Genomic DNA, 24,775 nt, shown 5'->3' with positions numbered 1-24,775 from the left:
AGGGCCTTATTGTATAATGAATCTTGTTCCTTCCTTTCTTCTCTTTTATACAAGTTAATTAGTTTTTGCAAACATAGGATTGTGTAAAAGTCATGCTACGGCCGACGGCCTTTGCCGTCGTTTACACAAGTACGTTGGCGGTATCTTTAATCATTTCAATACCTTCAGATTTATTTAGAAATTGAAAAGCAAAGTAAACTGGAAGGGCCTTTTCTACGGAATCGCCTATGGCCTTGCGTCAAGGGCGGTATTCGCCTTGGAGGACTTCAGGTACCCCTGGGACGGAGGGGAACCATTGTTTCAGACCTACGGGCTTATGACCATGTCTTTCATTTTCCTGGTGCCCTTCGTGATTGGGTTGATTACCGCCTACCACCAGGACACCGTCACCAGCTCAAGGAAGATCGCGGCGGTAACGATGCCATTCTATGCGGTAGTCGGCTTGGTTGGAATCTCCGTCCTTTCGGAGAAGGAGGGTATTATCTGCGCCTTGATGGCTTTGCCCGTCTTTCTGTTCATGGCGCTCCTTGGCGGGCTTATAGGGGTTCATTTCTTCGAGAGGAACCGAAGCAAGGCACATGTCTCCCTGTGGCTTATCCTGCCTTTTGCGCTGGCTCCCTTGGAGAACCATTTTGGTCAGACCGAAAGGATATTCACCGAACACACCACCATCGTCATCAATGCGGGGGAGCAGGCAGTGTGGGATAACATCACACGGGTAAGCAGAATCTCAGAGACCGAGAACAACGGCTCCCTCTTCCAGTTCATGGGTTTCCCACGGCCGATCGAGGCGGAGCTGGACACGGTTGCCGTGGGTGGGATAAGGAAGGCCATCTTCGCCAGGGGACTGTTCTTCACCGAAAGGGTGACCCAGGTGGAGGTTCAACGGATTTTGGCCTTCAGTATCGAGGCAGACCCGAATTCCATCCCACCCAAGGCATTGGACGAGCACGTTCTAGTAGGAGGGAAGTATTTCGATGTTCTGGAAGGCAGGTATGAGATTGAGAAGATGAACCCTGACCAGATTGTCCTTCATCTATCTTCGCAGTTCAGGCTTTCTACCAGGTTCAACTTTTACAGCGGTCTTTGGAGTAAGCTGATCATGCGGGATCTCCAGGAGAATATCCTGGAGATAATCAAACAAAGAAGTGAAACCTATCAAATAAAAGCAGCCAATAAGGTGTAAAAGCAGCCTCGGCACACGGCCTTGCACGCCTCATGCCCCAAACATTATCCTTCAGCCTTAACATTACCAATAAACCCAACCTTAAACCCAAAACCTATGAATCTTCCACAGCAACTTGCCAGGCACTTAAGAGAAGTTCATTTCGGGGAGAATTGGACTGACTCCACCATAAGGGAACATGTCGCGGATGTAACCTGGCAGCAGGCTACTGCCAAAGTCGGCTCCTTAAACACCATTGCGGCCTTGGTGTACCATACCAATTACTATGTAAGGGCGGTGTTGCGGGTATTGAAGGGAGAACCCCTAAACGCCAAAGACGCCAACAGTTTCAACCATCCAGCCATCCACTCACAGGAGGCTTGGGAAGAATTGCTGAAAGAATCCTGGACCGATGCCGAAAACCTTGCCCAACTGGTAGAGCAGTTGCCGGAAAGTAAGCTCTGGGAAACCTTCGTGGAGGAAAAATACGGGAGCTATTACCGAAACATCCAGGGGGTGATTGAACATGCGCATTACCATTTAGGGCAGATGGTGCTTCTCAAAAAGCTGCTGTCGCAGCCGGCGGAAACGGGAGCGGCCCAGGGTGCGTCTTAATTGGCAGACACTACCAGAAGCATTGGGGCTAACCATCAACGGCCAACAGACCAGGCGAGAAGTATTCCTATTTTAGCATCACTTTATGAAAACCATCCTGGAAACGGAAAGACTTAGGCTTCGGGAGTTTACCCTCCAAGACGCGGATTTCATTATTACCCTGATGAACAGTCCCGGGTGGTTGCAGTTCATTGGTGACCGAAACGTAAAGACCCCAGAGCAAGCCAAGTTCTATCTGCAGAACGGACCCATGAAAAGCTATCAGCAGCATGGATACGGGTTGTCTCTGGTAGAGCGGAAAGAAGACCAACGCGCCATTGGCATGTGTGGCTTGGTGAACAGGGATGGCTTAGAGCACCCAGATCTGGGATTTGCTTTCCTTCCAGATTTCAACGGGCAAGGGTACGCGTATGAAATTGCTAGCGAAGTGATGGAGTACGCCACTACCCACCTGCATATTCCCAAGGTTCTGGCCATTACTGCCCCAGACAACACAAAATCAATCCGTCTTTTAGAGAAAGTAGGGTTAAAGTTTAGCAAGACCACCCTTTTACCCAAAAGCAAGGAAGAGTTGCTGCTGTTCAGTAACTAGGCCAGGCCTTACCCTTTAGTTTTTGATAATTGAAAATCAGGAAATGACCGGCGAAACAGATGTAGATAAAATGCTGAGGACCTTACACCCGAAGCTAAACCCAGGTGAGTATGTCTTTTGCGTAGTAAAGGATCTCGCACAGGTTAACTTCTCCGAGGCCCTCATGTTCTTCCGGGAAGAGGAAGGCACCACCGTCATCCTCAGGAAGGAAACCGCCGACCGCCTGAATCTGCCTTATTCCTTTATCGCTGCCTGGATTACCTTAACCGTGCATTCGTCTCTGAAGGCGGTAGGTTTAACCGCTGCTTTTTCTAAAGCCCTGGCGCAGGAAGGCATCAGTTGCAACGTGGTGGCCGCCTATTACCATGACCATATCTTTGTAAACCGACAACACGCCCAGAAAGCAATGCAGGTCTTGGCGCAGCTTTCCCAAATGCCTGAGAAATGAGCCTCTTTTCACAAAAACTGCCCCAAAACAGATCGCTCCCTAAAAACCTTTGTTTTCATGGTTTAGCCGCATGGTTTTGAAATCTGCGGCTTTTTTGTGCCTCGTTTGCACCTTCAGATGACGTTGTAGAAGTGCTAGAGGTAAATTCAAGTATTCAACCAAAGGGTTAAATGGTTAAACAATTTGTATTGAATTGTAAAAATTATTGCGAATTGTAGTAACGTTTTAGATAAAACATACGATATTTGATAATCGTAAATTTAAATTCAAGTATTGTGTGTGGAATTGTTTGTGCCTTCGATCTAAAAGAATCATCTGAAACTTTACGGCCCCAACTACTGGAAATGGCCAAATGCATCCGGCACCGTGGTCCGGACTGGAGCGGCATCTACAGTAATGAGAATGCCATCCTGGCGCATGAGCGTCTGGCTATTGTTGACCCAACCTCGGGTAAGCAGCCTTTGTTCAGTGAAGATGGTAACCTGGTGCTAGCCGCCAACGGGGAAATCTACAACCACCTGGAGCTCAGAAATCGGCTCACCATTGACTATAATTTCCAGACCAAGTCTGACTGTGAAGTCATTCTGGCCCTCTATAAAGAAAAAGGCAACCAATTCTTAGATGACCTGAACGGTATTTTCGGGTTTGCCCTCTATGATGCGGAGAACGATGCCTACCTCATTGCCCGCGACCACATGGGCATTATTCCGCTCTACATCGGGTGGGATGCCAACGGCACGTTCTACGTGGCCTCAGAACTGAAGGCGCTGGAAGGCAAGTGTGCAAGAATAGAGCTGTTCCCGCCGGGCCATTACCTCTCCAGCCAGGAAGATGGTTTCCAGAAATGGTATGACCGCGATTGGAAGGAGTACAAGAACGTAGCTCAAAACGAAACAGACATCCAGGCCCTGCGCGAAGCCCTGGAAGCCGCCGTGCACCGCCAGCTCATGAGCGATGTGCCCTACGGCGTACTGCTTTCCGGCGGGTTGGATTCTTCCATCACCTCGGCCATCGCTAAGAAATACGCCGAGCGGCGGATTGAAAGCAATGACCAGGAAGCCGCCTGGTGGCCGCAACTGCACTCGTTTGCCATCGGGCTGGAAGGCTCCCCGGACCTGGCTGCTGCCCGCATCGTAGCCGATCACCTGGGCACGGTACACCATGAGATCAAGTTCACCATCCAGGAAGGGATAGACGCCATCAAAGACGTGATTTACCACCTGGAGACCTATGACGTGACCACCGTACGGGCCTCCACGCCCATGTACCTGATGGCCCGGGCCATTAAGTCCATGGGCATCAAAATGGTGCTTTCCGGCGAGGGTTCCGATGAGATTTTCGGGGGATATCTGTACTTCCACAAAGCGCCTAACGCCAAGGAATTCCACGAGGAAACCGTCCGGAAACTAGACAAGCTGCACATGTATGACTGCCTGCGCGCCAACAAATCACTCTGCGCCTGGGGCATTGAAGGACGCGTGCCGTTCCTGGACAAGGAGTTCATGGACGTGGCCATGCGCATCAACCCGCAGGACAAAATGATCAACGGCGAACGCATGGAGAAATGGGTGCTGCGTAAGGCTTTTGAAGATTACCTGCCCGCCAGCGTGGCCTGGCGCCAGAAAGAGCAGTTCTCAGACGGCGTAGGCTACAACTGGATTGATACCCTCAAGGAAATGGTGAACCACAAGGTGAGTGATGAGCAACTGGCTAATGCCAGCGTTCATTTCCCCATTCAGCCACCGGCCAGCAAAGAGGAATTCTACTACCGGTCCATCTTCTCCAAGCACTTCCCAAGCGATGCCGCCGCGCTGTCGGTACCCTCGGTGCCATCCGTGGCCTGCAGTACGCCTATCGCGCTGGAGTGGGATGCCTCTTTCAAGAACATGAACGATCCTTCGGGCCGGGCCGTGGCCAACGTGCACGCCGATGCCTACCAGAAAACCCAGCTCGCCGAATAAGGCCTGTTTTCGTAAAATCAGGTTCAAAACGAAGCCCCACTTGCGCAGAAAGCAGGTGGGGCTTCGTTTTATAAGAAGTAGGGAGATTAGGCAAATGAACAGCCAAGTCAGGTGAAATGGGCGGTGTGTAGAGATTTGCAACTTTAGCCCTGGGTGAACAGAAAGTTGTGAAAACTGAGTTCTGGCAGGTAAAAAATACTTGTCTATTTTTCGGTTGCGGGCCTTCGCTTGTTGCGCTTCCTTTGAAGAAAAAGCCCAGCTTCGCGCTGCTTACCTTGGTTCTCCAGGGCTCGCGAGCCGATGGGCTAACAGAGAAGAAAACGTTCAACTTATTTTGTACACCATGCTGGTCACCAACAGAAAAGACGTAGAGAAATACTACCAGGCGCTGGTCCGGAAAGATGAGCAGTTCATCGGGATCTTCTATGTGGGCGTCAAGACCACCGGCATCTTCTGTATTGCCACCTGCCGGGCCCGTAAACCCAAACCCGAAAACGTAGAATTCTATACTGAGGCCAAAGAACTGCTGCAAAACGGCTACCGTCCCTGTAAAGTCTGCAAACCCACCGAGCACGCCCATCAGCCACCCCAGGAAGTACTGGAAGCCATGCAACTGGTGAAGGAAAACCCGCAGCAGAAAGTCTCAGATTTCCAGTTCAGGCAACGCGGCTTAGCCCCCGAGAAAATTAGAAGATGGTTTAAGAAACACCACGGAATCACCTTTCAGGCCTATCAACGCATGATCAGGATCAACACAGCCTTCGAAGAACTGAAAACCGGGAAAAGCGTGACTGCCTCGGCCTTTGACTCGGGTTATGAGTCGTTGAGCGGTTTTGGGTACACTTTCAAGAAAATGATGGGAAACGCACCCGAAGACAGCCAAGACAAAACCATTATTCTCATCACCCGGATTACCACGCCTTTGGGGCCTATGTACGCCTGCGCTACTTCCCAGGGCGTTTGCCTCCTGGAGTTCACCGATAGAAGGATGCTGGAGACCGAATTCCGTGACCTGCAGAAAAGACTCAATGCCACCATCCTGACCGGCGAGAACGAACACTTGATTCAGCTTAAAACCGAAGTAGCCGAGTATTTCAACGGCACCCGGAAAACGTTCACCGTGCCCCTGCACACGCCCGGCACCGAGTTTCAGCAAAAGGTCTGGCGCGTTCTCCACGAGATTCCCTACGGGGCTACTTCCTCTTACCAAAGCCAGGCCGAGAAACTGGCCCTGCCCAAAGCCGTGCGCGCCGTAGCTTCGGCCAACGGTCATAACCGTATCTCCATCGTGATACCCTGTCACCGTGTCATTGGCAAGAACAACCAGTTGACTGGCTACGGCGGCGGTTTAGAAAGAAAGAAGTGGCTGATTGAACATGAACGTAAAAACGCCCGGGCTTTAGAAGGAACTCCTCAGATATAGTCGCCCAACCTAAAAGAAATCGCCCCGTTTAGGACCTGTTTTCCAAAAACAAGCCTTAAACGGGGCGATTCCATAAGGTGAGATTTTTAGAACGGATAACCGATGGCCAGGTTCAGCACACCCGTCCCGAAGAGACCTGATTTCGGCCTTCCGCCGTTGGGGTACGTAGGGTCGCGGAGCGGGTACGCCAGGTCTACGCGTATCACGAAGAACTGCACATCTATCCGCACGCCGGCACCGGCGCCCACGGCCAGTTGGCTCATAAAGTCCCCGCTGAACTTACCGCCCGGGCGAGTGGGGTCTTCGCTTACGAGCCAGATATTACCGGCATCCACAAAGACCGCGCCTTTCAGGTACGGGTCCATCAACGGGAACCGGAACTCGGCATTCCCCTCCAGTCGGATATCGCCGGTTTGGTCAAAATAGGAGAAGCTTTGGGAGACTTCGTTGCCGGGTTCCTGCAAGGCTCGTGGATTGTAGAGGCCTGGGCCTAAACTGCGGGCCGGAAATGCCCTGATGCTGTTAGGGCCCCCAATGCCGTACTGTTTGATGTAAGGAAGCACGTTGGAGTTACCGTAGGGGAGACCATAGCCACCCAGAAAGCGGGTAGCCAGCACCAGTTTATCAGTGATGTTGAAGTAGTAACGGGTTTCCAGGTCAAACTTGGCGTACTGCGAAAGCGCCTGTCCCCGGAAGGTGTTCGGGAACTCCGGATCAGCGGGGCGTTTGTTTTTCACCCGGTAAAAGAGCCCCCACAAACCACCCGAGAAATCTAGCCCCGGGCTGATGTAGAACTGGTGGCTGCGCCCTTCAACGCCCAGCGTATTGTACACCAACCGGTAATTACCGCCAATGATCAACTGCTGGTCAAAAGCCCGCGCCAAGAACGGACGTTCTGCCAATTCCTGCTGAAAAGCTGGCGTAGGATTGATGAGCCTTGCGTACTGCACCTGCACGGGGTTGATCTGGAACTCAGTGGTGGCGTATTGCCGCCAGGAGTACCCGTACTCAAAATTGAAGGAGTTCTGCTGAAAGAATTCCTGCCGGTTGATGAACCGGAAACCCAGCGCAAACCGCGTTCTGGGCTGGTACATACTGCTGGCGATCCTGATGTTGAACGGTGAAATGATACGGGGCACATGCATCTCAGCATCGGCTCCTACCTCCATGGACGTAAGGCCCGAGCGCGCACTGTCACCGCTAATCTGCGATTCAAAAGATCCTACCAGGTTAATGAGCAGCAGCTCGGCACCGCGCAAGGCATTCCGGTTTCGGAAACTGACCGTAATACCCGGCCCTGCGTACCCGTTGGATTTCTGCACCGTCTGCACCTCAGCCCTAACCGATTTTTTCTTGGCTTGGGTTAGGAGGATATCGGCATTGATACGGCCATCCAACCCGATAGAATCCAGGGGCGTGAACCGCACCTCGGCAAACTTGAACGTGCCCAAATCCATAAGGCGGTTCACGGTCTGAAGGTGGCGTTTGCGGCTGTAGAGGTCGCCGTTTTCCACGAAAACCGCATTCAGAATGGTTTTCGCCTTGAAGGTTTCTTCGTCTGGGTAGTACTTGTAGTCTTTGAATTGTACCGGGGCCTCACTGTCACCTATGGAGTCACCCAAAGAGAAATCAGTGTAGATGCTTACCTGCTGGTAGCGGTACGGGATCAGGGCCTTGGTAGGAGCCGTGTCCTTCAAGCGCACAAAGATGTTGACCTTGTTGTTCTGGGTACTGTCTACGTGGTAAATCAGATAGCTTTCGTCAAAAAAGAAGAAGCCTTTCTCTTTCAGGATTTCGTTCACCCGCAGGCGCTCGGCAATAAGTTTCTCCAGGTTGTACGGGTCATTCACCTTCAACAAGCTTTGGGGCTCTGTTTCCCGAATGGCAATGGAAACGCTGTCGTTCCCCTGCGGAAACTGGATCTGTTGAATGATGTATTGCTTGCCCACCGTGGCGGCATAATGCACCTGAGCCATCTTGCGCTTGCTGGTGGTGTCTACGGTGTGTTCCAAGGAGGGGGAGAAATACCCGTTGTTGTACAAACGGTTGATCATGGCCCCTTTCACGCGGTCTGGGTGCGCCTCGCTTAACAGCACCGGCGGCTCTCCCAGGCGGGTTTTAATCCAATTGGCAATGCCCTTGCGTTCACGGTTTCCGCCCATGGCGTTGTAAATCCAAAGCTTGGGCCGCATGCCCAGGAAGGAGGTATTAGGTTGCGGCCGGATGGCGGCGTTCAGTTCCGGTTCCAGGGCTTTGGTGTTCGTCTCAGGATAAGGAGAAGAAACCTTGATGTCACCGCCAATGTAGAGGTAGTCCCCTTGGGGTACGCTTTTGGTGCTGCTGCAGCCCGCCAAAAAAGCCAGCAGAAACAGCAAGGAAAGGGCCCTGGAAAGGGAGAGGGTAGAGAAGATCACGTGTCTATAAAGCGATGTCATTTATTTAGCTTTGCCAGTATTTCTAAAGAGTTCTGCGAGGCTGTCATATTCACGCACGAAAAGCAGGGAAACACCAGTCCGTTGCAACTGCCCGTCCAGGAAACCTTCATAGGAATTGTTCCGGAAAGCCCGCAGCCGCAGCCGCCCGTCTTTGGTCACCGAGTATTCCACTGATACGTCTCCCGCAAAGGCATTTCCGCCGCTGTTTCCCGCGTTACCAGAATTGCCCTGGTCATTGCCGCCGCCCAACGGAATGTCTGTCCCGAAGCTTACGGTCAGGCGGTCATTGAGGAGTTGGCGCTGCATGGCTACGTTCAGGTCTGTGCGGCTCTGAGCATCGCCGGAGGAGTAATCATCATAGGAGTTCAGGCCCAGTTCAATTCCCAGCCCTCCCAGGTACTGGCCAGTCAAGTTATTGAGTTGGTCAGAGAGTACTTTGCTAGCACTACCGCGCAGGGCACTGTTGATGCCACCTCCGCCCGAAGACGCCAATGGATCCTGCGCCATGAACCGGCCAAGTACCAGTAGGGAGAAGACCTGTTTGGTGCGCTCAGATTCCTGAGTTGGTTGGCTTAGCTGGTCCAGGCGGGCACGTACTTCTTCCACCATGCCTCCTTTGGCTTTCTCATCCAATTCAATATTAAAGGAGATAGCTGGGTTCATGAGCTCGCCTTCCATATTCAGGCGAACATCAAACGGCAGTTTGTTGCGGAATTGACCGGCGCTTCCGGCATCTACCCCGGCGGTCTGGCTCTGGATAAGTTCCAGCGGAGCGGCGTCTACGTTATAGATGGCCGTGATATTGGCATCGGCGTCCATCATGTCACCGGTCCAGACAATGTAGCTGGCGGGGTCAAACGCAAACTCACGTTTCACCAGTTCATACAGGTTCATGGAGTAAAGGCCTTCGGTGACATCATAGCGGCCCGACAACGTGATATTTTCAGTTACATCATAGCCTACATTCAAGTTTGCCTCGCCCCTGATGGTTAGGTTATCGCCCGACTCTGGGTCTACAATCACGGTGATGGGCGTTTCATCGGTGAGGTTCAGGGTCATGGTCATTTCAATTCCTGTGACCTCGGCCTCTACCGTATCTATCTGCTTTTGACGGTTGATGCGACGGTTGCGGGTGCTGTCTGGGTCAATAAAGACCACAATGCCCTCGCGGTTCACGCCTGCTTCTTCCTGCGGCATCACATAGGTGAGATTAGAGTTAGGTGCTACTGTCACGTTGGTGTTGATGACCGGCACGTTCAGGTCTCCGGTGATGCGGGTGTCGCTGTCCAGGAACACACGGCCGTAGTACAGTTCGTTGTCGGCGGCGGTGCTGTTCATGACCATGAAGTCATCCGTTACGGCGCGTAAATCAAACCGGTAATCAGTGAAGTTGGAGGTAAGGATCGCTCCGTTCACAGTGGCGCGGTTGTTCAGGGAATCCAGCATAACAAAGTCGTTAAACTGAATGCCTTCATTGTTCACGCTCAGACGCTCATCTGGTACCCGGAACGTGGAATTGAGCATGGCCAGGTTGAAGGTAGCCTCTCTAAACTGCAGGTCGCCCACAATGTCTGGGTCTTCCAGGGTGCCTCTGATGGCTATATCGCCCGCTAAATTACCTCCCAGGTTTTTAACCATACCCTGGGTAAAGGGCTGAAGGCTGGCCAGGTTCAATTGACCTAAATCCAAATCAAAGGACATCGGTTTGCCTTCTGTAGTCAGGTAATAACCTGCCAGGGTCACGTTGTTACCGTAGCCGGAAAGGCGGGCGGTCATGTTGTAGCGGTTGGCGGTAGGGTTGCTGGCCTGCAGCGTGAGGTCACCTACTGGGAATGTCTCGTATTCCAGACCAGTGAGGGCCATGTCTGCGGTAAAGCTCATGTTCCCTGAGATGTCATTGACGGTAGCCTTCCCGTTCAGGGTACCGGCCACCAAACTATCTTCCTGCAGAATAGCGCGGGCCAGATAGCCCAAGTCTACATTGGTGAGGTTGACATCGAGGGGGGAGTTCTGGGCCTTTGGGTTCTGGCTTTGCAGTGCAATGGCCATGGGGCCATTGGATAAGCGGAGATTGTTCGCCACTACGGCCCCATTGTTGGTGTAGTACCGCACAAAATTATTTGGCCCTACGGTCCAGGCATCGCGGTTAATGAGCAAATCTGGGGCTACGTTCACCTCAAACCCGTTCGTAATCTGCCGAAGCAATACGCCAATGGCCGATTCTTCCTCTCCGGCTCTGCTTTGATTTGCCGCGCGCAGGGCAACGGTGTTGTCCTGTACATTCCCGCCCAGCACAATGTTGTTCACCCGGAATGTAGTGTCTTGGCGAATGCGCTCTGCCCGTACGTTGTAGTTCAACTGGTTGGGGTCTGATGAAATGTTCAGGGATATAGAGTCTAACCGCATGCCGGTGTACCTTACGCGGGGCACACTGGCCACCATCTGTAGATTGGCGGTTTGGCTGTTATAGTTCCCATAAAGCGTATCTAAACTCAGGCGGGTAAGGCCGGGCACGAAGGCCTGGAACACGCGTGGTTTGTGCAGCGCCATGTTAAAGCTGAACTGTCTGGCCCTGGAACTGGGTTTGTAGCCACCGTTGCCTAAGTCATAGTACCGGCTGATATGGTTCATCAGTTCCGGTCCGATGTCTCCTAAACCAATGTTCCCGTTCAGGTTGGCGGTAATGACATCAGACAAGACACGTAGCTCAGTTTTGTTGGTCTGCTGCGTCAGATACACGGCCAGCGAGTCAAATTGGAGGGGACGGTTGTTGCTGGTAAGAGCGGTATTGCGGGCGATGATGGAGCCGTTGAGGCTGTTGGCATCGCCGCCGCGTAAATCAGCGATGATGTCACCGCGCAACCGGAGGTCTTCGGAATACAGTTTCAGGGCTTGGAAGTCAACGGCCCGCAGGTTCGCGTTCATGGCGATGGCTGGTTGCGCGCCCCGAAGGTTCACGGTTCCGTTCAGCGCAAAATCCAGGTTCTGGTCCTTGGTGCTATTGGCTTTGATGGCGTAGCGGTTGCGGTTGGCATCTACATCGAAATTCAGGTCATGGTAGTTGTAGCCGCCGTATTCAAAGCCCTGAACGGTTCCGTCAATCTTGGCAACCATGGTCTCAGGCGTGATGCCAGTACCGTTGATGTTCGCGACCAAAGAAGCACGTCCTAACGTTTTATCGTTCATCAGGCGGCCCAAGTCAAAGCGCATGAGGCGCACATTGCCTTTGATGCGTTCCTGTCCGGCAGTTCTGCCCGGTGTCATGTCAATCTTAGCAATGGCGTTCCCGAAGGTGGTTCTGATGGTGGCGTCTACATCAAAGGCAGTCATGGTACCGCTGAAGGAGCCCTGCACATCCATGGACGGTGGCAGGGTGATATTGGCTGGTAACGTGCCTGCGGGCAGCAGCGATTCCACATCGGTGGCGGTGGTATGGAAACGGTTTATCTGCAGGTTGGCCGCCAGGTTATCTGGATTAGGCAAGCCCCTGATTCTGCCGTTCAGAGCCAGTTCGGTATTGCGCCAGCCGCTCACGCGCACGTTGCTCAGCAGCAGATTGTCCATGCGGCCGTTCACCACACCGCTCAGGCGCACGGTCTGGCTCAGGTTACCCGCCAGCGGCGGCTGATTCACCAACGATGGCTGCAGCAAAGCAATGTCCCGGAACCCGATGTAGGTGTTCTGCAAATCGGCGGATAACGTCAGTTTGCTCAGGTCATCAGCAGCGGTTTCCAGGGAAGGATAGCCCACTTTGAGGCGGCGCGCGATGCGGCTGTGGCCGGTTTCCAGCTCCAAATTTGATAACTCGGTCTGAACGGAGTCGAACAGAATTCCGGCGGTGAATTGCTTTACCTCAAAGCCGCTTTTCTCCTGGAACGTCAGTTGCTCCAGTTGGGCGGTGGTGCGGTTGGTGCTGTAGTAAAGGTCGTTAAGTTGGATGTTCAGGTTGCGGGCTAGCAGGTGGTTGTAGTCCATGCCCCGGGCCTGCTTGGGCGCGTCATAGTTGTCAAAGGCGGCGTCCACCTCGGTCACGTTTAGTTTGTCCAGGGTAAACACCCAGTTCACCGGCTCACCGGTGGTTTTGGAAACGGCTTCCTCAATGGCTTCCAGCGCCTCCGCCGGGTCTACCACGCGGTACTCGGCAGGCATTTCGGCATTCTGGGAGTAAGCGAGAGTACTGTTGTGCAGTTCCAGGTTGCTCAGGTCGATGCGCGAGTTGATGAGGTCAATCTTCTCAGAGGCCATGCGGGCCTGGCCCAAGTTTACGTCTATGTACTGTTTGGCCACGCCGTTGCGGTACTTCAGTTTCACGCGGTCTAACGCCACCGTCTTGAGACCGAACTGCATGGTCAGGGGCTCAGACTCGCCTTCGGGCGGCACCTTGGTTTGCACCATGTCTACATAGGTGTCGCGCAGCGTGACGTCTCCAATGCGGTAGATTTCCTTGGTGAGGTCCAGTTCGTCCATCTCCATGTTGAAGTTCCCAATGCGGGTGCGCACGTTTTGGCCGTTCACCTCATCGCGGTACGTTAAGAAGATGTTCTTCAGGTCAATGGTACCAATATCATAGGCAAAACCGGCACTGGTGGTGTCGGTGGCGGTGGTGTCTGTGGGCGAAGCGAAGGCATCCAGGATGTAGTCAAAGTTGGAGACGCTGTCGGGTAGGGTTCGGTAGATGTGGGCTGTGGCGTTCTCCAGTTCCAGGGATTTGAGCGCCACCTTCGACTTCAGGATTCCCAGGATGTCCAGGTTGGCGGCCAGGCGTTCAGAGTACCAGAGCGTATCGCCTTTCTGGTCTTCCAGGTACACGCCTTCCAGGAGAATGTCTTTCCGGAAATCGCTGCGGAACTTGCCGATGCGCACCTCGGTGCCTATCTTATTCTGGAGATAGTTCTCGGCCTTGCTGGCGGCGAAGTCCTGCACTTTGGGTATCTGGAGGGCTATCAACAGGAGCGCCACCAATACCAAGACCCCGCCAATAATCCAGAGGAGCACGGCCAGTGTCTTCAGCGTATATTTTTTAACAGTATGCGTAGACAAAATAAATACAGTAGCAGTTTTGGGAGATGCTACTTGTACTCCACTTATATAGCTGTGGTTACATATTGTCTTGTTAAAGAATAGGATTAAACCCGTTTTTAGGCCTTTTTATGAAAAATAAGCCTAAAACTCCCGCTCTTTTCAGCCATTGATAGAAAGGGGCAGGTTCTTTGTCAAAGAAGTTGCCCAAACGAAGAAAAGCATTAGTGTGGGATCTTCGTTTCAGAGCTGTTTTCTGCAACCAAGGTCTGAAACGGCGGAAGTAGATTTTAATCCAGGAAAAGCGGAACGGATTACCGGTCTTCGCAGCTTTGGTCGGCTTTCTGGAGCTTGCGTTCATCAAACCCCAGGCTACGGGCCTTCTGCTCCAGGCGGGAATAGAGGGTTGGGTCAAGCTGACGGGTGCGGGCTAGGATCCAGAGGAACTTGCGGTCTGGCGAGCCTACCAGGGCATGGGAGTAATCGGGGGCCAGGTCCAAAATCCAGTAATCACCCCGAAAGGGCCAGAAGAACTGCACACGCAGCTTGGCGTTGTTGCTGCCCTCCACCGGGAAAGCCTTGCCCAGGGCACCATCGTCTTTGCCGTTGGCGCTGCCTTTGCGGCAGGTGTTGCGCACTTCTACGTAGCCTTCTCTGGGCACGTACTCGGCGGTGGTGCAGTGGCAGCCTTTCTCAAAACGGTTGGGGATGAGCGCTATCTCGTACCACTTGCCGGCATAGCGCTGCAGGTCAACCGAAGGAACTGTGGGCAGGAAAGCATGTTTGGGTTTGAAGGCCAGGTACAAAGCACCTAGGGCCAGCAGTCCGGCGCCAATTCCGGCAAAGAGGAGGGGCTTTCTCATATAAGACAGGTTAAAAGTTTGCATCCGCTACCCCGTTGATTCTGCAGGTCTACAGATGGGAAGCGGAGCAAAGGCTTTTACCTGTGGCCTCTAGTAGAGGGGCTTGCGCATCTGGTAGTGCTGCACTTCTCCGAAGAGCAGGTGCGTGGGAAACTCTTCAGTAAACCCGTTGCGCTTGTAAAAGTTTCTGGCGTACTCGCGGGCCTGCACAATGAGTTCCTTGGCGCCAAGTCTTCGGGCTTCTTCTTCTACCGCCTGCAACAGACGGCGGCCAATTTGTTTGTTCTGGTACTTGGGGGCCACGGCCAGGAAACGAAGCTGGGCTTCTTGGTCGGTTTCCAGGTGCACGCGACAGCCTCCCATGATTTCTCCGGTATTCTCGTCAAGGGCCATTAAATGCGTGGCCTGTTCATCATCCTCGGAGCGTTCGCTGCCTACCGGCTGATGCCAGGGCTTGCGTAACATTTCGTAACGTAAACGGTAATACTGCTCAAACTCGTGAAAGGTAGAGGGCTGAATAATTTGCATGACTGCGTTTTTAAGCTCTTTTCCGTAAAATTTCGCTAAACTAGTAACTTTGTTCGGCATACGGCAATAAAACCGTATAAATACCCTCATTTAATTCACCCATCCACTATGCCTTCATTTGATATCGTGAGCAAGGTTGATCCGCAGACGCTGGACAACGCCATCAATACCGTGAAAAAAGAAATCCAGAGCCGTTATGACTTCAAAGACACCAAGGGAAGTCTGGAACTGGACAAGAAAACCAACCTGGTGCACATCACCACCGAGAACGACATGCGCCTGCGCCAGATTGAAGACATCATCCTGAGCAAGATTGTGAAGCAGCAGATTGATGCCACCGCCCTGGACTTCAGCAACGAGGCCGTAGCCAGCGGGGCCATGATCAAGAAAGACGTGAAAGTTCGCGCCGGCATTGACAAGGAAGACGCCAAGAAGATTGTGAAACTCATCAAGGACAGCAAGCTGAAGGTGACCCCCGCCATCATGGACGACCAGGTGCGCGTGACCGCCAAAAAGATTGATGACCTGCAGGATGTCATTGCCATGTTGCGCCGCGCAGAGTTGGGTATTCCGCTGCAGTTCGTGAACATGAAGTCTTAGGCGACTCTCCGTAATTATACCAAAAATAGGTTTTGGGTCACCGGCGACATTAACTCAGCCGGAAAGACTTCGTTTAACCTCTAACCATTGCCCAACACGCACCATCTGAATCAATAAAACTATGTTTGATGTATTTTCTAGCCCAGACGTCTGGCTAAGTCTTCTCACCCTAACTTTCATGGAGGTGGTGTTGGGAATTGACAATATTGTGTTCATCTCTATTGTGGTGTCACGGTTGCCCAAAGCCCAGCAGGCGCGGGGCCGTACCATTGGCCTGATGCTGGCCCTGGTGTTCCGGATTATCCTGTTGATGTTCATCAGCGCCATTGTCAACGCGAACAAACCGCTTTTCTCTTGGGATCTGTTCTGGATGGATGAGCCGTTTGCCGTTTCCTGGCGCGATATCATTCTGTTTGCCGGGGGCTTGTTCCTGCTGGCCAAGAGTACCACTGAGATCCACAACAAACTGGAGGGCGAGGAAGAACACCATGGCTCTGCCGGCGGAACCGCTACCATGGGCAAGATCCTGATTCAGATTGTGATGGTAGACATTGTCTTCTCCTTTGACTCCATCTTAACGGCCGTAGGGTTGGTAGACCACGTGATTGTGATGATTGTGGCCGTGATCATCTCCATGGGCATCATGCTGGCCTTCGCCAAATACGTAAGCGATTTCGTGAACGACCACCCAACCGTGAAGATGCTGGCCCTTTCTTTCCTGATTCTTATTGGCGTGATGCTGGTGGTAGAAGCCCTGCACGCCCACATCCCGAAAGGCTACATCTACTTCGCCATGTTCTTCTCTTTGGTGGTGGAAATGCTCAACATGAAACTCCGCAAGAAAACCGATCCGGTGCAGTTGCGCCAAAGCGAGATCATAGAGGAAGACATTACGGTGCAAGGGCGATAATCCTGACCTGACTACTTCTTACCCCAAAACGCAGAAGCGGGAGCCCCACCAGGCTTCCGCTTCTGCGTTTTGGAGATTTTGACCTGTTGTGGCAGAAGCGAAGCGGTTTGTTTCTGGCTCGTTTTCAGAAAAGAGGCGGTAAACAGATTTAACCCCGGGTTTACTTCTTTTATCCTTTTTAGGTCCTTCCTTATCAATTTTCCCCTCTTTTTCCTTACAAAGAAGGCTATGTTTGCTTTTGAGAAATTTAAATTTTATTATTAAATGCCTTTTTTGTTAATACTATTTTAACAAGGCCGCTGGTAAATCTGGAATGCTTGTCATTCCCTCATTTCGCCGGTAAGCACCGAAAACAAACCCAATACACCAAAACAAAGCAAACAACCTTCTTTATGGCTAATAATACCTACGATGCCATTGTCATTGGATCGGGGATCTCGGGCGGCTGGGCTGCCAAGGAACTCACGGAAAAAGGACTGAAAACAATTCTGCTGGAGCGAGGCAAAAACATAGAGCACGTCAAAGATTACGTCAACGCGAACAAGCACCCTTGGGAGTTGCCCCACCGCGGAGGCCGCACGCAGGAGATGATTGAGAATTACCCGGTGCTCAAACGCGACTACGTCCTCAGCGAAGACACCCTGGATTATTGGGTAAACGAAAAAGAAAGCCCTTATATAGAAAGCAAGCGCTTTGACTGGTACCGCGGCTATCACGTAGGAGGCCGTTCCCTTATGTGGGGCCGTCAGAGTTACCGCCTGAGCGACCTTGATTTTGAAGCCAACGCCAAAGACGGCATCGCCGTGGACTGGCCCATCCGTTACAAAGACCTGGCGCCCTGGTACAGCCACGTGGAGAAGTTCGCGGGCATCAGCGGTTCCAAAGACAACATTCCGCATTTGCCAGACGGCGAGTTTCTGCCGCCTATGGACCTCAACTGCGTGGAGAAAGACGTGGCCGCCCGCCTCAAGACCCATTACAAAGGAAACCGGCATCTGATCATCGGCCGTACGGCCAACCTTACCTCGGCGCACCACAACCGCACCAATTGCCAGTACCGCAACAAGTGCCGGCTGGGTTGTCCGTTTGGGGCTTACTTCAGTACCCAATCCTCTACGCTGCCGGCGGCCATGGCTACCGGTAACTTAACCCTTCGGCCGTACTCCATCGTGACCAAGATTCTGTATGACAAGGACACGAAGAAAGCCAGAGGCGTGGAGGTGCTGGATGCCGAAACCAACCAAACCTATGAATACTTGGCCAAAGTGGTGTTCCTGAATGCGTCTACCCTGAACTCTACTTGGGTGCTGATGAACTCGGCGACCGATGTGTGGGAAGGTGGTTTGGGCAGCAGCAGCGGTCAGTTGGGGCACAACCTCATGGACCACCATTTCCGGGCTGGGGCTAAAGGCGACGTGGAAGGATACGAAGACAAATATTATTATGGCCGCCGGCCAAACGGCATCTATATTCCACGGTTCCGGAACCTGAACGGCGAAAAACGCGACTACATCCGGGGTTTCGGGTACCAGGGAAGTGCCAGCCGCACGAATTGGGGCCGGGAAATTGCCGAGTTAGGCATCGGGGCACAGTTGAAAGAGGCCATGACCGAGCCCGGCGCGTGGACCATGGGCCTTACTGGTTTCGGGGAGACGTTGCCGTACCATGAGAACATGGTCAAACTATCCAAAGACAAGAAAGACAAATGGGGCCTCCCGGTACTGGACATTTCCTGCGAGATTAAGGAAAACGAGCACAAAATGCGTCAGGACATGGCCAATGACGCCAAAGAAATGCTGGAGATCTCCGGTCTGAAAAACGTGGAAGCCTATGATGCCGGCTATGCCATGGGCCAGGGAATCCATGAGATGGGTACCGCCCGCATGGGGCGTGATCCTAAGTCATCGGTGCTGAATCAGTTCAACCAGGTCTGGGACGCGCCCAACGTGTACGTCACCGATGGGGCCGCAATGACCTCTGCCGGTTGCCAGAATCCATCGCTTACTTACATGGCGCTCACTGCCCGTGCGGTGGACCATGCCGTGAGCGAACTGAAGAAAATGAACATCTAAAATCCCCCTATAGATAACCTCATCATGGCCGAAGAAGAAAAAAAGCCTTCCCCACAAGATTCTACCAGAAGACAGTTCCTGAAAACCGGTGCCCTGGCCGCGGCCGGGTTCATGATTGTGCCCCGTTACGTGTTGGGCGGCAAAGGCTACACCGCGCCCAGTGACCGGCTACGGATAGCTGCCGTAGGCGTAGGCGGGAAAGGCGAAAGTGACATCAAAAGCTTTTATGACAGCGGCAAAGCCGATATTGCCTTTCTCTGCGATGTAGACGATACCCGCGCGGCCAACTCGCGGCAACGGTTCCCCAAAGCCAAGTACTACAAAGACTGGCGCGAGATGTTTGACAAAGAAGCCAATAACTTTGACGCCGTCTCGGTCTCCACACCAGACCATAACCACGCCGTTACCACCATGGCGGCTATGCAATTGGGCAAGCACGTGTATGTGCAGAAACCGCTTACCCATGACATCTACGAGGCCCGCATGCTCACCGATGCCGCCAAGCGCTACAAGGTAGTCACGCAAATGGGCAACCAGGGCGCCTCCGGCGATGGCGTGCGGCAGATGCGCGAATGGTATGATTCAGGCGCCATCGGGAAGGTGCACACCATCTACTCATGGACCAACCGACCCGTTTGGCCACAAGGCATTCAGTGGCCCGCTACCAAAGCTGAAGTGCCTCAGGGCTTGGATTGGGACCTCTGGTTAGGCACGGCTCCTTATAAAGACTACGTGAACAAACTGGTGCCTTTCAATTGGCGCGGCTGGTGGGATTACGGTACCGGCGCCCTAGGCGACATGGGTTGCCACCTGATTGAAGCCCCGTTCAGGGTACTGGATTTAACCTACGCTACTGATGTGCAGGCCAGCGTAGGCAGCGTGTATGTAGACGAGTTCAAGCGCGGCTACTTCCCAGAAAGCTGCCCGCCCTCCAGCCACGTAACCCTGACTTTCCCCAAGACTGATAAAACCAAAGGCCCGGTGACCCTTCACTGGATGGATGGCGGTATTCAGCCCGAGCGTCCGGAGGAATTGGGCCCGAACGAAGTGTTTGGCGACGGCGGCAACGGAACGCTTTTCGTGGGGACCAAAGGCAAGATGATGTGCAGCACGTACGGCGCAGATCCGCGCCTGCTGCCCACTTCCCGTACCCACAAAGTAAAACCAAAGCACCAACTAGCCAGGGTGCCCGGCGGTGCCGAAGGCCATTACGCCCAGTGGGTAGAAGCCTGTCTGGCTGGTTACGGAAAGATGGAAGTGAGTTCTCCGTTTGAGATCGCGGGCCCGCTCACCGAGGCCTTGCTCATGGCCAACCTCGCCATCCGGGGCGTGGATGTGCGCAAACCCAATGCCGCCGGCAACGGGTTCGATTATCCTGGCCGGGGCGTGAAGCTGCTCTGGGACAACCAGAACATGCGCGTCACCAACTTTGACGAGGTAAACCAGTTCGTGAAACGCGACTACCGCGCCGGCTGGACCTTGGGTGTTTGATTTTCAAGTCGATGTCTTTTGTTTCCTTCCAAAAGGGGATGTAGAAGAAGTGCCATTAGTTTACACAAGGTTTTAGAAAATGAAGCCGTAAATGGTTTTAATATGAATAGAAGAGAAGCGATTGCTGCCATAGGTTGGGTCATGGGCGGTGCCATGATTGGGGCCGAGTTCCTGGTGTCCTGCACCTCTAGTTCGGCCAAGGTGAACAAGCTGTTTGACCAGGACCAGGTAGCTTTTTTAGACGAGGTAGGGGAGACCATTATCCCCGCCACCAGCACGCCCGGCGCCAAAGCCGCCAAGGTTGGGGTGTTCATGGCTACCATGGTCCAGGATTGCTACACGCCAGAGGACCAGAAAATTTTCCTGAAAGGCCTTTCCCAACTAGATGACGCCAGCCAGGACAAGTTCGGGAAGAAGTTCCTGAAAGCCACTGCCCAGGAGCGTACCCAACTGCTGAACCAACTAGATGCCGAGCAGAAGAACCATCAGAAAACCAAAAAGGAAGAGGAGCCCAACCACTATTTCCGGATGATGAAAGAACTCACCATGCTGGGCTATTTTACCTCAGAGGTGGGCGCTACGCAGGCATTGCGGTATTTGCCGGTGCCTGGCCGTTTTGACGGATGCATGCCCTACAAAAAAGGAGACAAAGCCTGGGCCACCTAAGAAGCCACAAAGGAGAGTTTTCCAGGGGTTCTAGAGCGTTGAGTTGAAAGGTGTTCCCGTAAGTTTCGCCTCAGAAGAAAGGAGAACCCAGATAAAATGCCATATTTAGGGTGTTTTTCAGAAAACGGGCCTGAAACAGACCCCTGCCTTGGTATTAACTCCCGAAGCGAACGGCTCCTGCAGGCTTCCAAAACTGAAAAATAACCCACGAACCAATAAACCTTACTAACCATTTACCTCCAGAATTACGCGTACGTACTATGAAAAAAGTTTTTCTCCTTCTGAGCTGCTGCGCTTTCATGGCAGCCTGCAACAGCAACTCCGGCACCACCAATGAAGGCTCCGTAGCCAGCACCGATGCAGACTCAGCTTCTTCGGCTGCCATGAGCGCAGCCAACCGCCAATCAGACGCCGATACCACCAGCCAGAACATCGGCACAGACCGTACCGCAGGTGGTGGGGCCAATCCGCATGAGAACGGCGCCAAGTTGATTGCCCAGTCAGATTGCACCGGTTGCCATAAAATAGACCAGAAACTGGTAGGCCCGGCTTACGAAGCAGTAGCCGAGAAATACGAGAACAACGACAAAGACACTGACTACCTGGCCGGCAAGATCATTCAGGGCGGAAAAGGCGTTTGGGGCGAAATCCCGATGACGCCGCACCCTAACCTAAGCCAGGAAGATGCCAAACAGATGGCCCAGTACATCCTATCCTTAAAAAAATAAGAGATTGGCTATGGTCCTCCGGAATATGATTGCGCTTGTGGCCTTGGGGGCTTTGGGCGCTTGTATGTCTTCGCCCTCCCAAACCGTTATGGATAATCATGCATCAGGAGGTCTCTCGGCCGAAACCAAATTCCGTCCTTTGTTCGATGGCAAGACTACTACTGGGTGGCACACCTACGGAAAAACAACCGTGGGCAAAGCCTGGATTGTGGAGAACGGAACCCTGCACCTGGATGCCGCCCATAAACAAAACTGGCAACCCGGTGACGGCGGCGACATCGTGACGGAGGAAAGCTTTGATAATTTCCATCTGAAGCTGGACTGGAAAATAGCCACTAACGGCAACAGCGGCATCATCTTGTTTGTGCAGGACGATGCCACCAAGTACCCCAACACCTGGAACACGGGTCCCGAGGTACAGGTCCTGGACAACAACGGCCACCCCGATGCCAAAATCCACAAGCACCGCGCCGGTGACCTGTATGACCTCATCGCCAGCAGCCCTGAGACCGTGAAAACCGCCGGAGAATGGAACCAGGTGGAGATCATCAGTAACAAAGGCCGGCTGGAGATTATCCAAAACGAGACAAAAGTGGTTTCTACCACCCTGTGGGACGATAACTGGAAGAAAATGATAGCCGGCAGCAAGTTTAAAGACATGGCGGGTTTTGGGGCGTTTAAATCCGGGAAAATTGCGCTGCAGGACCACGGCGATGCCGTGTGGTACCGCAACATCATGATCAAGCGGCTGTAGAAAACCCGCATTCCCCTTCGTACCTGAGTTTTATGCCAGAAAATAACAGAAGAAACGCTATAAAAGGGATTTTGGCCACCACGGCAGCCTTAACGGCCACCGGGTCTTTGTCCTGTTTTGCCCAAAACGAGCCTAAAACGGAAACTGCTTATCAGTTGAAAGGAAACCTCAACCACTCGGTGTGCCGCTGGTGCTTCAATGATCTATCAGTGGAGGAACTGTGCGTGGCAGCCAAGGGAATGGGGTTGAAAGGCATTGACCTGGTAGGGCCCAAAGACTGGCCTACGCTTAAAAAGCACGGCCTCATTTCCACCATGTGCAATGGTGCGGAGATCAGCCTTACTGAGGGGTTCAACCACCCGCAGTACCACGCCACGCTGGTCAAGAACTATTCAGACATGATCCCGTTAGTGGCCAAAGCCGGTTACACCAACCTGATCTGCTTCAGCGGAAACCGCAACGGCATGGATGATGAAACCGGCCTCAAGAACTCGGTGGAAGGGCTTAAAAAACTGCTTCCGCTAGCCGAGAAGCACAAGGTAGTACTGGTGATGGAGCTCCTGAACAGCAAAGTCAACCACAAAGACTATATGTGTGACCGAACCGCCTGGGGCGCTGAGTTGGCCAAACGTCTGGGCTCTGAGAACTTCAAGCTGCTGTATGACATCTACCACATGCAGATAGACGAAGGCAACGTGATTCAGACCATTCGGGAGAACCATCAGTACATTGGCCATTACCACACGGCCGGGGTTCCGGGCCGGCACGAGATCGATGACACGCAGGAGCTCAATTATCCGGCCATCATGCGAGCCATCAAAGCCACTGGTTTCAAAGGCTTCGTGGCGCAGGAATTCATTCCAGAGGCCAAAGACAAATTAGCTTCCCTGAGAAAAGCCGTCCAGATCTGCGATGTCTGAGGCCTTTTCTCTCAAACAAAACGAAATGTTTACCTACTAAAAACAAAATGAACAACAGAAGATCTTTTTTACAGAAGCTGGGATTATTATCGGCAGGGGTTGCGTTCGCGCCCTCTTTGCTTACTTCCTGTGATTCTTCGAACCAAAACACGGGCAGTGCTGCCTCCACCGCTGAGGGAACAGGCGCTGACACCACTACCACCAGTGGCGCCGGAAACGCCCGTATCAGTGACATCGGTATCCAGTTGTACACTTTGCGGGAGCTTTTACCGAATGATGTGAAAGGCGTGATCGGGAAAGTGGCGCAGGCCGGTTACCAGGACGTGGAAACCTACGGCTATGACGTGGCCAAAGGCTATTGGGGGCTTCAGCCGAAGGCCTTCAAAGAACTATTGCAAGCCAGCAACCTGGTTTCTACCAGCGGTCACTATGAGTTTGGCCAATATATGAAAGACGGCAACACCGACATCGTGAAGCGCTACATTGATGCCGGAAACATTGTGGGCCAGAAATACATCACCGTGCCTTACCTGGGCGAAGAACTGAGAAACAGCGCCGATGCCTACAAGAACATCGCCGAGAAGATAAACAAAGCCGCAGAACTGTGTAAAGCCTCTAACCTGAAGCTGGCTTACCACAACCACGATTTTGAGTTCAAACAATACGGCGACACCACCGGCTACGACATCCTGTTAAAGGAAACCGATCCGGCGCTGGTAAGCTTCGAAGCCGATTTGTTCTGGATGGAAAAAGCTGGCCGCAAACCGGTAGAAATGTTCAACCAGCACAAAGGCCGTTTTGTGATGTGGCACGTGAAAGACATGGACAAAGCCAAACCAGACCTCAACACCGAGATCGGCAGCGGCACCATGGACTATAAAGCCATCTTCGCCCAAGCCCAGACTTCCGGCGTAGACCGCATCTTCGTGGAGCAGGAAAACTTCGCCGCCGGCATGGACCCTTTCCAAAGCATTAAACAGAGTCGCGATTACGTGAAAAATACCTTGCTCGCGTAAGTAGCTGCATTCTTTTTGCCATTACCGTTTCGGGCCTGTTTTACCAAAAGCAGGCCCAAAATGCGTTAATAAGGTTTTCTGATTATTATGGTTCTTCTCTGATTCTATTATTTCACCTGCAAACATAGGTTGAGGCTGTCGCCTTACGGCAGTTGCAAACCGCCGGTCATTTTGGGTCCAAGTCGCAGACTTGAACCAGAGAATATTTTAAGACTGTATTAGACAAACTAACCCTAAAGCACCACCACGTTCGCAGGACGATGCAGGAATTATTGCGGTTCTTCAGGCGAGGCAAAAACATGCAGCTCGGCGGAGGTTGGGCGCATGCGTAACCCAACCTCCGCCAGGCGCAAGCAGTGACAGTTCTGAAGGCTATGGCGTGCGTGAGCGATGGAACAAAGGACGGCAGCAGGGTGTCCAACTCTGAAGAAAAGACTGTCTGAGCGTCAGCGAGTTTCTTTTCTTCTTGATTCTTTTGGTTACTTTTCTCATCAAGGAGAAAAGTGACAAACGTCCGCAAAGCGAGTGCTGAGTTCAGAGTTCTGAGTCAGGAGTTAGGAAGTAGTGGT

Annotated in this window: 19 protein-coding genes; 15 read left to right on the top strand and 4 right to left on the bottom strand. The window is 52.7% G+C overall.

Going from position 1 to position 24,775, the window contains the following annotated elements:
- The first annotated feature begins 316 nt into the window (after positions 1-316).
- The 6 genes from EFB08_RS03935 (at position 317) to EFB08_RS03910 (ending at position 6,204) form a co-directional block, all read left to right on the top strand.
- Positions 317-1,186 (top strand): hypothetical protein, encoded by an 870-nt coding sequence (locus EFB08_RS03935; protein ID WP_165864790.1) that lies wholly within the window; start codon positions 317-319, stop codon positions 1,184-1,186.
- Between the two features lie 96 nt (positions 1,187-1,282).
- The gene (locus EFB08_RS03930) at positions 1,283-1,780 is read left to right on the top strand and encodes a DinB family protein (protein WP_123125566.1); all 498 of its coding nucleotides are present in this window, start codon (positions 1,283-1,285) and stop codon (positions 1,778-1,780) included.
- Between the two features lie 85 nt (positions 1,781-1,865).
- Complete coding sequence (locus EFB08_RS03925; RefSeq protein WP_123125565.1) at positions 1,866-2,372, top strand: GNAT family N-acetyltransferase; 507 nt, start codon at positions 1,866-1,868, stop codon at positions 2,370-2,372.
- 22 nt (positions 2,373-2,394) lie between these two features.
- Positions 2,395-2,820 (top strand): ACT domain-containing protein, encoded by a 426-nt coding sequence (locus EFB08_RS03920; RefSeq protein WP_227006200.1) that lies wholly within the window; start codon positions 2,395-2,397, stop codon positions 2,818-2,820.
- Between the two features lie 275 nt (positions 2,821-3,095).
- Entirely contained in the window at positions 3,096-4,781 is a 1,686-nt protein-coding gene (asnB, locus tag EFB08_RS03915; protein WP_123125563.1) for an asparagine synthase B, read from the top strand.
- Between the two features lie 343 nt (positions 4,782-5,124).
- On the top strand, positions 5,125-6,204 hold the full coding sequence (locus tag EFB08_RS03910) for a bifunctional transcriptional activator/DNA repair enzyme AdaA (RefSeq protein ID WP_123125562.1): 1,080 nt from the start codon (positions 5,125-5,127) through the stop codon (positions 6,202-6,204).
- Between the two features lie 86 nt (positions 6,205-6,290).
- Here the strand turns inward: EFB08_RS03910 and tamL are convergent, their stop codons facing one another.
- From tamL to EFB08_RS03890, 4 genes are all read right to left on the bottom strand, one after another.
- Positions 6,291-8,639 (bottom strand): translocation and assembly module lipoprotein TamL, encoded by a 2,349-nt coding sequence (tamL, locus tag EFB08_RS03905; protein WP_123125561.1) that lies wholly within the window; start codon positions 8,637-8,639, stop codon positions 6,291-6,293.
- A complete protein-coding gene (locus EFB08_RS03900) occupies positions 8,640-13,634 on the bottom strand; it encodes a translocation/assembly module TamB domain-containing protein (RefSeq protein ID WP_125077643.1) in 4,995 nt (1,664 codons plus the stop codon).
- 338 nt (positions 13,635-13,972) lie between these two features.
- Entirely contained in the window at positions 13,973-14,521 is a 549-nt protein-coding gene (locus EFB08_RS03895; RefSeq protein WP_123125559.1) for a lipocalin family protein, read from the bottom strand.
- Between the two features lie 90 nt (positions 14,522-14,611).
- The gene (locus EFB08_RS03890) at positions 14,612-15,049 is read right to left on the bottom strand and encodes a GNAT family N-acetyltransferase (RefSeq protein WP_123125558.1); all 438 of its coding nucleotides are present in this window, start codon (positions 15,047-15,049) and stop codon (positions 14,612-14,614) included.
- A 108-nt stretch (positions 15,050-15,157) separates the two neighbouring features.
- Between EFB08_RS03890 and EFB08_RS03885 the strand changes: the two genes are divergently transcribed.
- The 9 genes from EFB08_RS03885 to EFB08_RS03840 all read left to right on the top strand — a co-directional run bounded on the left by EFB08_RS03885 (position 15,158) and on the right by EFB08_RS03840 (position 24,206).
- The gene (locus tag EFB08_RS03885) at positions 15,158-15,649 is read left to right on the top strand and encodes a YajQ family cyclic di-GMP-binding protein (RefSeq protein WP_123125557.1); all 492 of its coding nucleotides are present in this window, start codon (positions 15,158-15,160) and stop codon (positions 15,647-15,649) included.
- A gap of 121 nt (positions 15,650-15,770) precedes the next feature.
- Complete coding sequence (locus tag EFB08_RS03880; RefSeq protein ID WP_123125556.1) at positions 15,771-16,559, top strand: TerC family protein; 789 nt, start codon at positions 15,771-15,773, stop codon at positions 16,557-16,559.
- Positions 16,560-16,951: 392 nt separating this feature from the next.
- Entirely contained in the window at positions 16,952-18,631 is a 1,680-nt protein-coding gene (locus EFB08_RS03870; protein ID WP_123125554.1) for a GMC oxidoreductase, read from the top strand.
- A 24-nt stretch (positions 18,632-18,655) separates the two neighbouring features.
- Positions 18,656-20,122 carry a Gfo/Idh/MocA family protein gene (locus EFB08_RS03865; protein WP_123125553.1) on the top strand — a complete coding sequence of 489 codons (1,467 nt, stop codon included), beginning with the start codon at positions 18,656-18,658 and terminating at the stop codon, positions 20,120-20,122.
- A gap of 102 nt (positions 20,123-20,224) precedes the next feature.
- Entirely contained in the window at positions 20,225-20,788 is a 564-nt protein-coding gene (locus EFB08_RS03860) for a gluconate 2-dehydrogenase subunit 3 family protein (RefSeq protein WP_123125552.1), read from the top strand.
- Between the two features lie 260 nt (positions 20,789-21,048).
- Positions 21,049-21,516 (top strand): c-type cytochrome, encoded by a 468-nt coding sequence (locus tag EFB08_RS03855; RefSeq protein ID WP_123125551.1) that lies wholly within the window; start codon positions 21,049-21,051, stop codon positions 21,514-21,516.
- An 88-nt stretch (positions 21,517-21,604) separates the two neighbouring features.
- Complete coding sequence (locus EFB08_RS03850; RefSeq protein WP_227006199.1) at positions 21,605-22,270, top strand: 3-keto-disaccharide hydrolase; 666 nt, start codon at positions 21,605-21,607, stop codon at positions 22,268-22,270.
- A gap of 32 nt (positions 22,271-22,302) precedes the next feature.
- Positions 22,303-23,190 carry a hydroxypyruvate isomerase family protein gene (locus tag EFB08_RS03845; RefSeq protein ID WP_123125549.1) on the top strand — a complete coding sequence of 296 codons (888 nt, stop codon included), beginning with the start codon at positions 22,303-22,305 and terminating at the stop codon, positions 23,188-23,190.
- Positions 23,191-23,237: 47 nt separating this feature from the next.
- Positions 23,238-24,206: a sugar phosphate isomerase/epimerase family protein gene (locus tag EFB08_RS03840; RefSeq protein WP_123125548.1), complete on the top strand. Its 969-nt coding sequence runs from the start codon at positions 23,238-23,240 to the stop codon at positions 24,204-24,206.
- Positions 24,207-24,775 lie beyond the last annotated feature (569 nt).

The organism is Rufibacter latericius (assembly GCF_003721515.1).
Taxonomy (GTDB): domain Bacteria; phylum Bacteroidota; class Bacteroidia; order Cytophagales; family Hymenobacteraceae; genus Nibribacter; species Nibribacter latericius.
The sequence above is the reverse complement of the archived record's forward strand: the minus strand, read 5'-3'. Positions and strand labels throughout refer to the sequence as shown.

Coding starts and splice junctions, on each gene's coding strand:
- EFB08_RS03845 (WP_123125549.1), top strand. CDS start 22,303: ATGCCAGAAAATAACAGAAGAAACGCTATAAAAGGGATTTTGGCCACC.
- EFB08_RS03855 (WP_123125551.1), top strand. CDS start 21,049: ATGAAAAAAGTTTTTCTCCTTCTGAGCTGCTGCGCTTTCATGGCAGCC.
- EFB08_RS03865 (WP_123125553.1), top strand. CDS start 18,656: ATGGCCGAAGAAGAAAAAAAGCCTTCCCCACAAGATTCTACCAGAAGA.
- EFB08_RS03890 (WP_123125558.1), bottom strand. CDS start 15,049: ATGCAAATTATTCAGCCCTCTACCTTTCACGAGTTTGAGCAGTATTAC.
- EFB08_RS03910 (WP_123125562.1), top strand. CDS start 5,125: ATGCTGGTCACCAACAGAAAAGACGTAGAGAAATACTACCAGGCGCTG.
- tamL (WP_123125561.1), bottom strand. CDS start 8,639: ATGACATCGCTTTATAGACACGTGATCTTCTCTACCCTCTCCCTTTCC.
- EFB08_RS03930 (WP_123125566.1), top strand. CDS start 1,283: ATGAATCTTCCACAGCAACTTGCCAGGCACTTAAGAGAAGTTCATTTC.
- EFB08_RS03860 (WP_123125552.1), top strand. CDS start 20,225: ATGAATAGAAGAGAAGCGATTGCTGCCATAGGTTGGGTCATGGGCGGT.
- EFB08_RS03925 (WP_123125565.1), top strand. CDS start 1,866: ATGAAAACCATCCTGGAAACGGAAAGACTTAGGCTTCGGGAGTTTACC.
- EFB08_RS03895 (WP_123125559.1), bottom strand. CDS start 14,521: ATGAGAAAGCCCCTCCTCTTTGCCGGAATTGGCGCCGGACTGCTGGCC.
- EFB08_RS03935 (WP_165864790.1), top strand. CDS start 317: ATGACCATGTCTTTCATTTTCCTGGTGCCCTTCGTGATTGGGTTGATT.
- EFB08_RS03870 (WP_123125554.1), top strand. CDS start 16,952: ATGGCTAATAATACCTACGATGCCATTGTCATTGGATCGGGGATCTCG.
- EFB08_RS03850 (WP_227006199.1), top strand. CDS start 21,605: ATGGATAATCATGCATCAGGAGGTCTCTCGGCCGAAACCAAATTCCGT.
- EFB08_RS03840 (WP_123125548.1), top strand. CDS start 23,238: ATGAACAACAGAAGATCTTTTTTACAGAAGCTGGGATTATTATCGGCA.
- EFB08_RS03885 (WP_123125557.1), top strand. CDS start 15,158: ATGCCTTCATTTGATATCGTGAGCAAGGTTGATCCGCAGACGCTGGAC.
- EFB08_RS03880 (WP_123125556.1), top strand. CDS start 15,771: ATGTTTGATGTATTTTCTAGCCCAGACGTCTGGCTAAGTCTTCTCACC.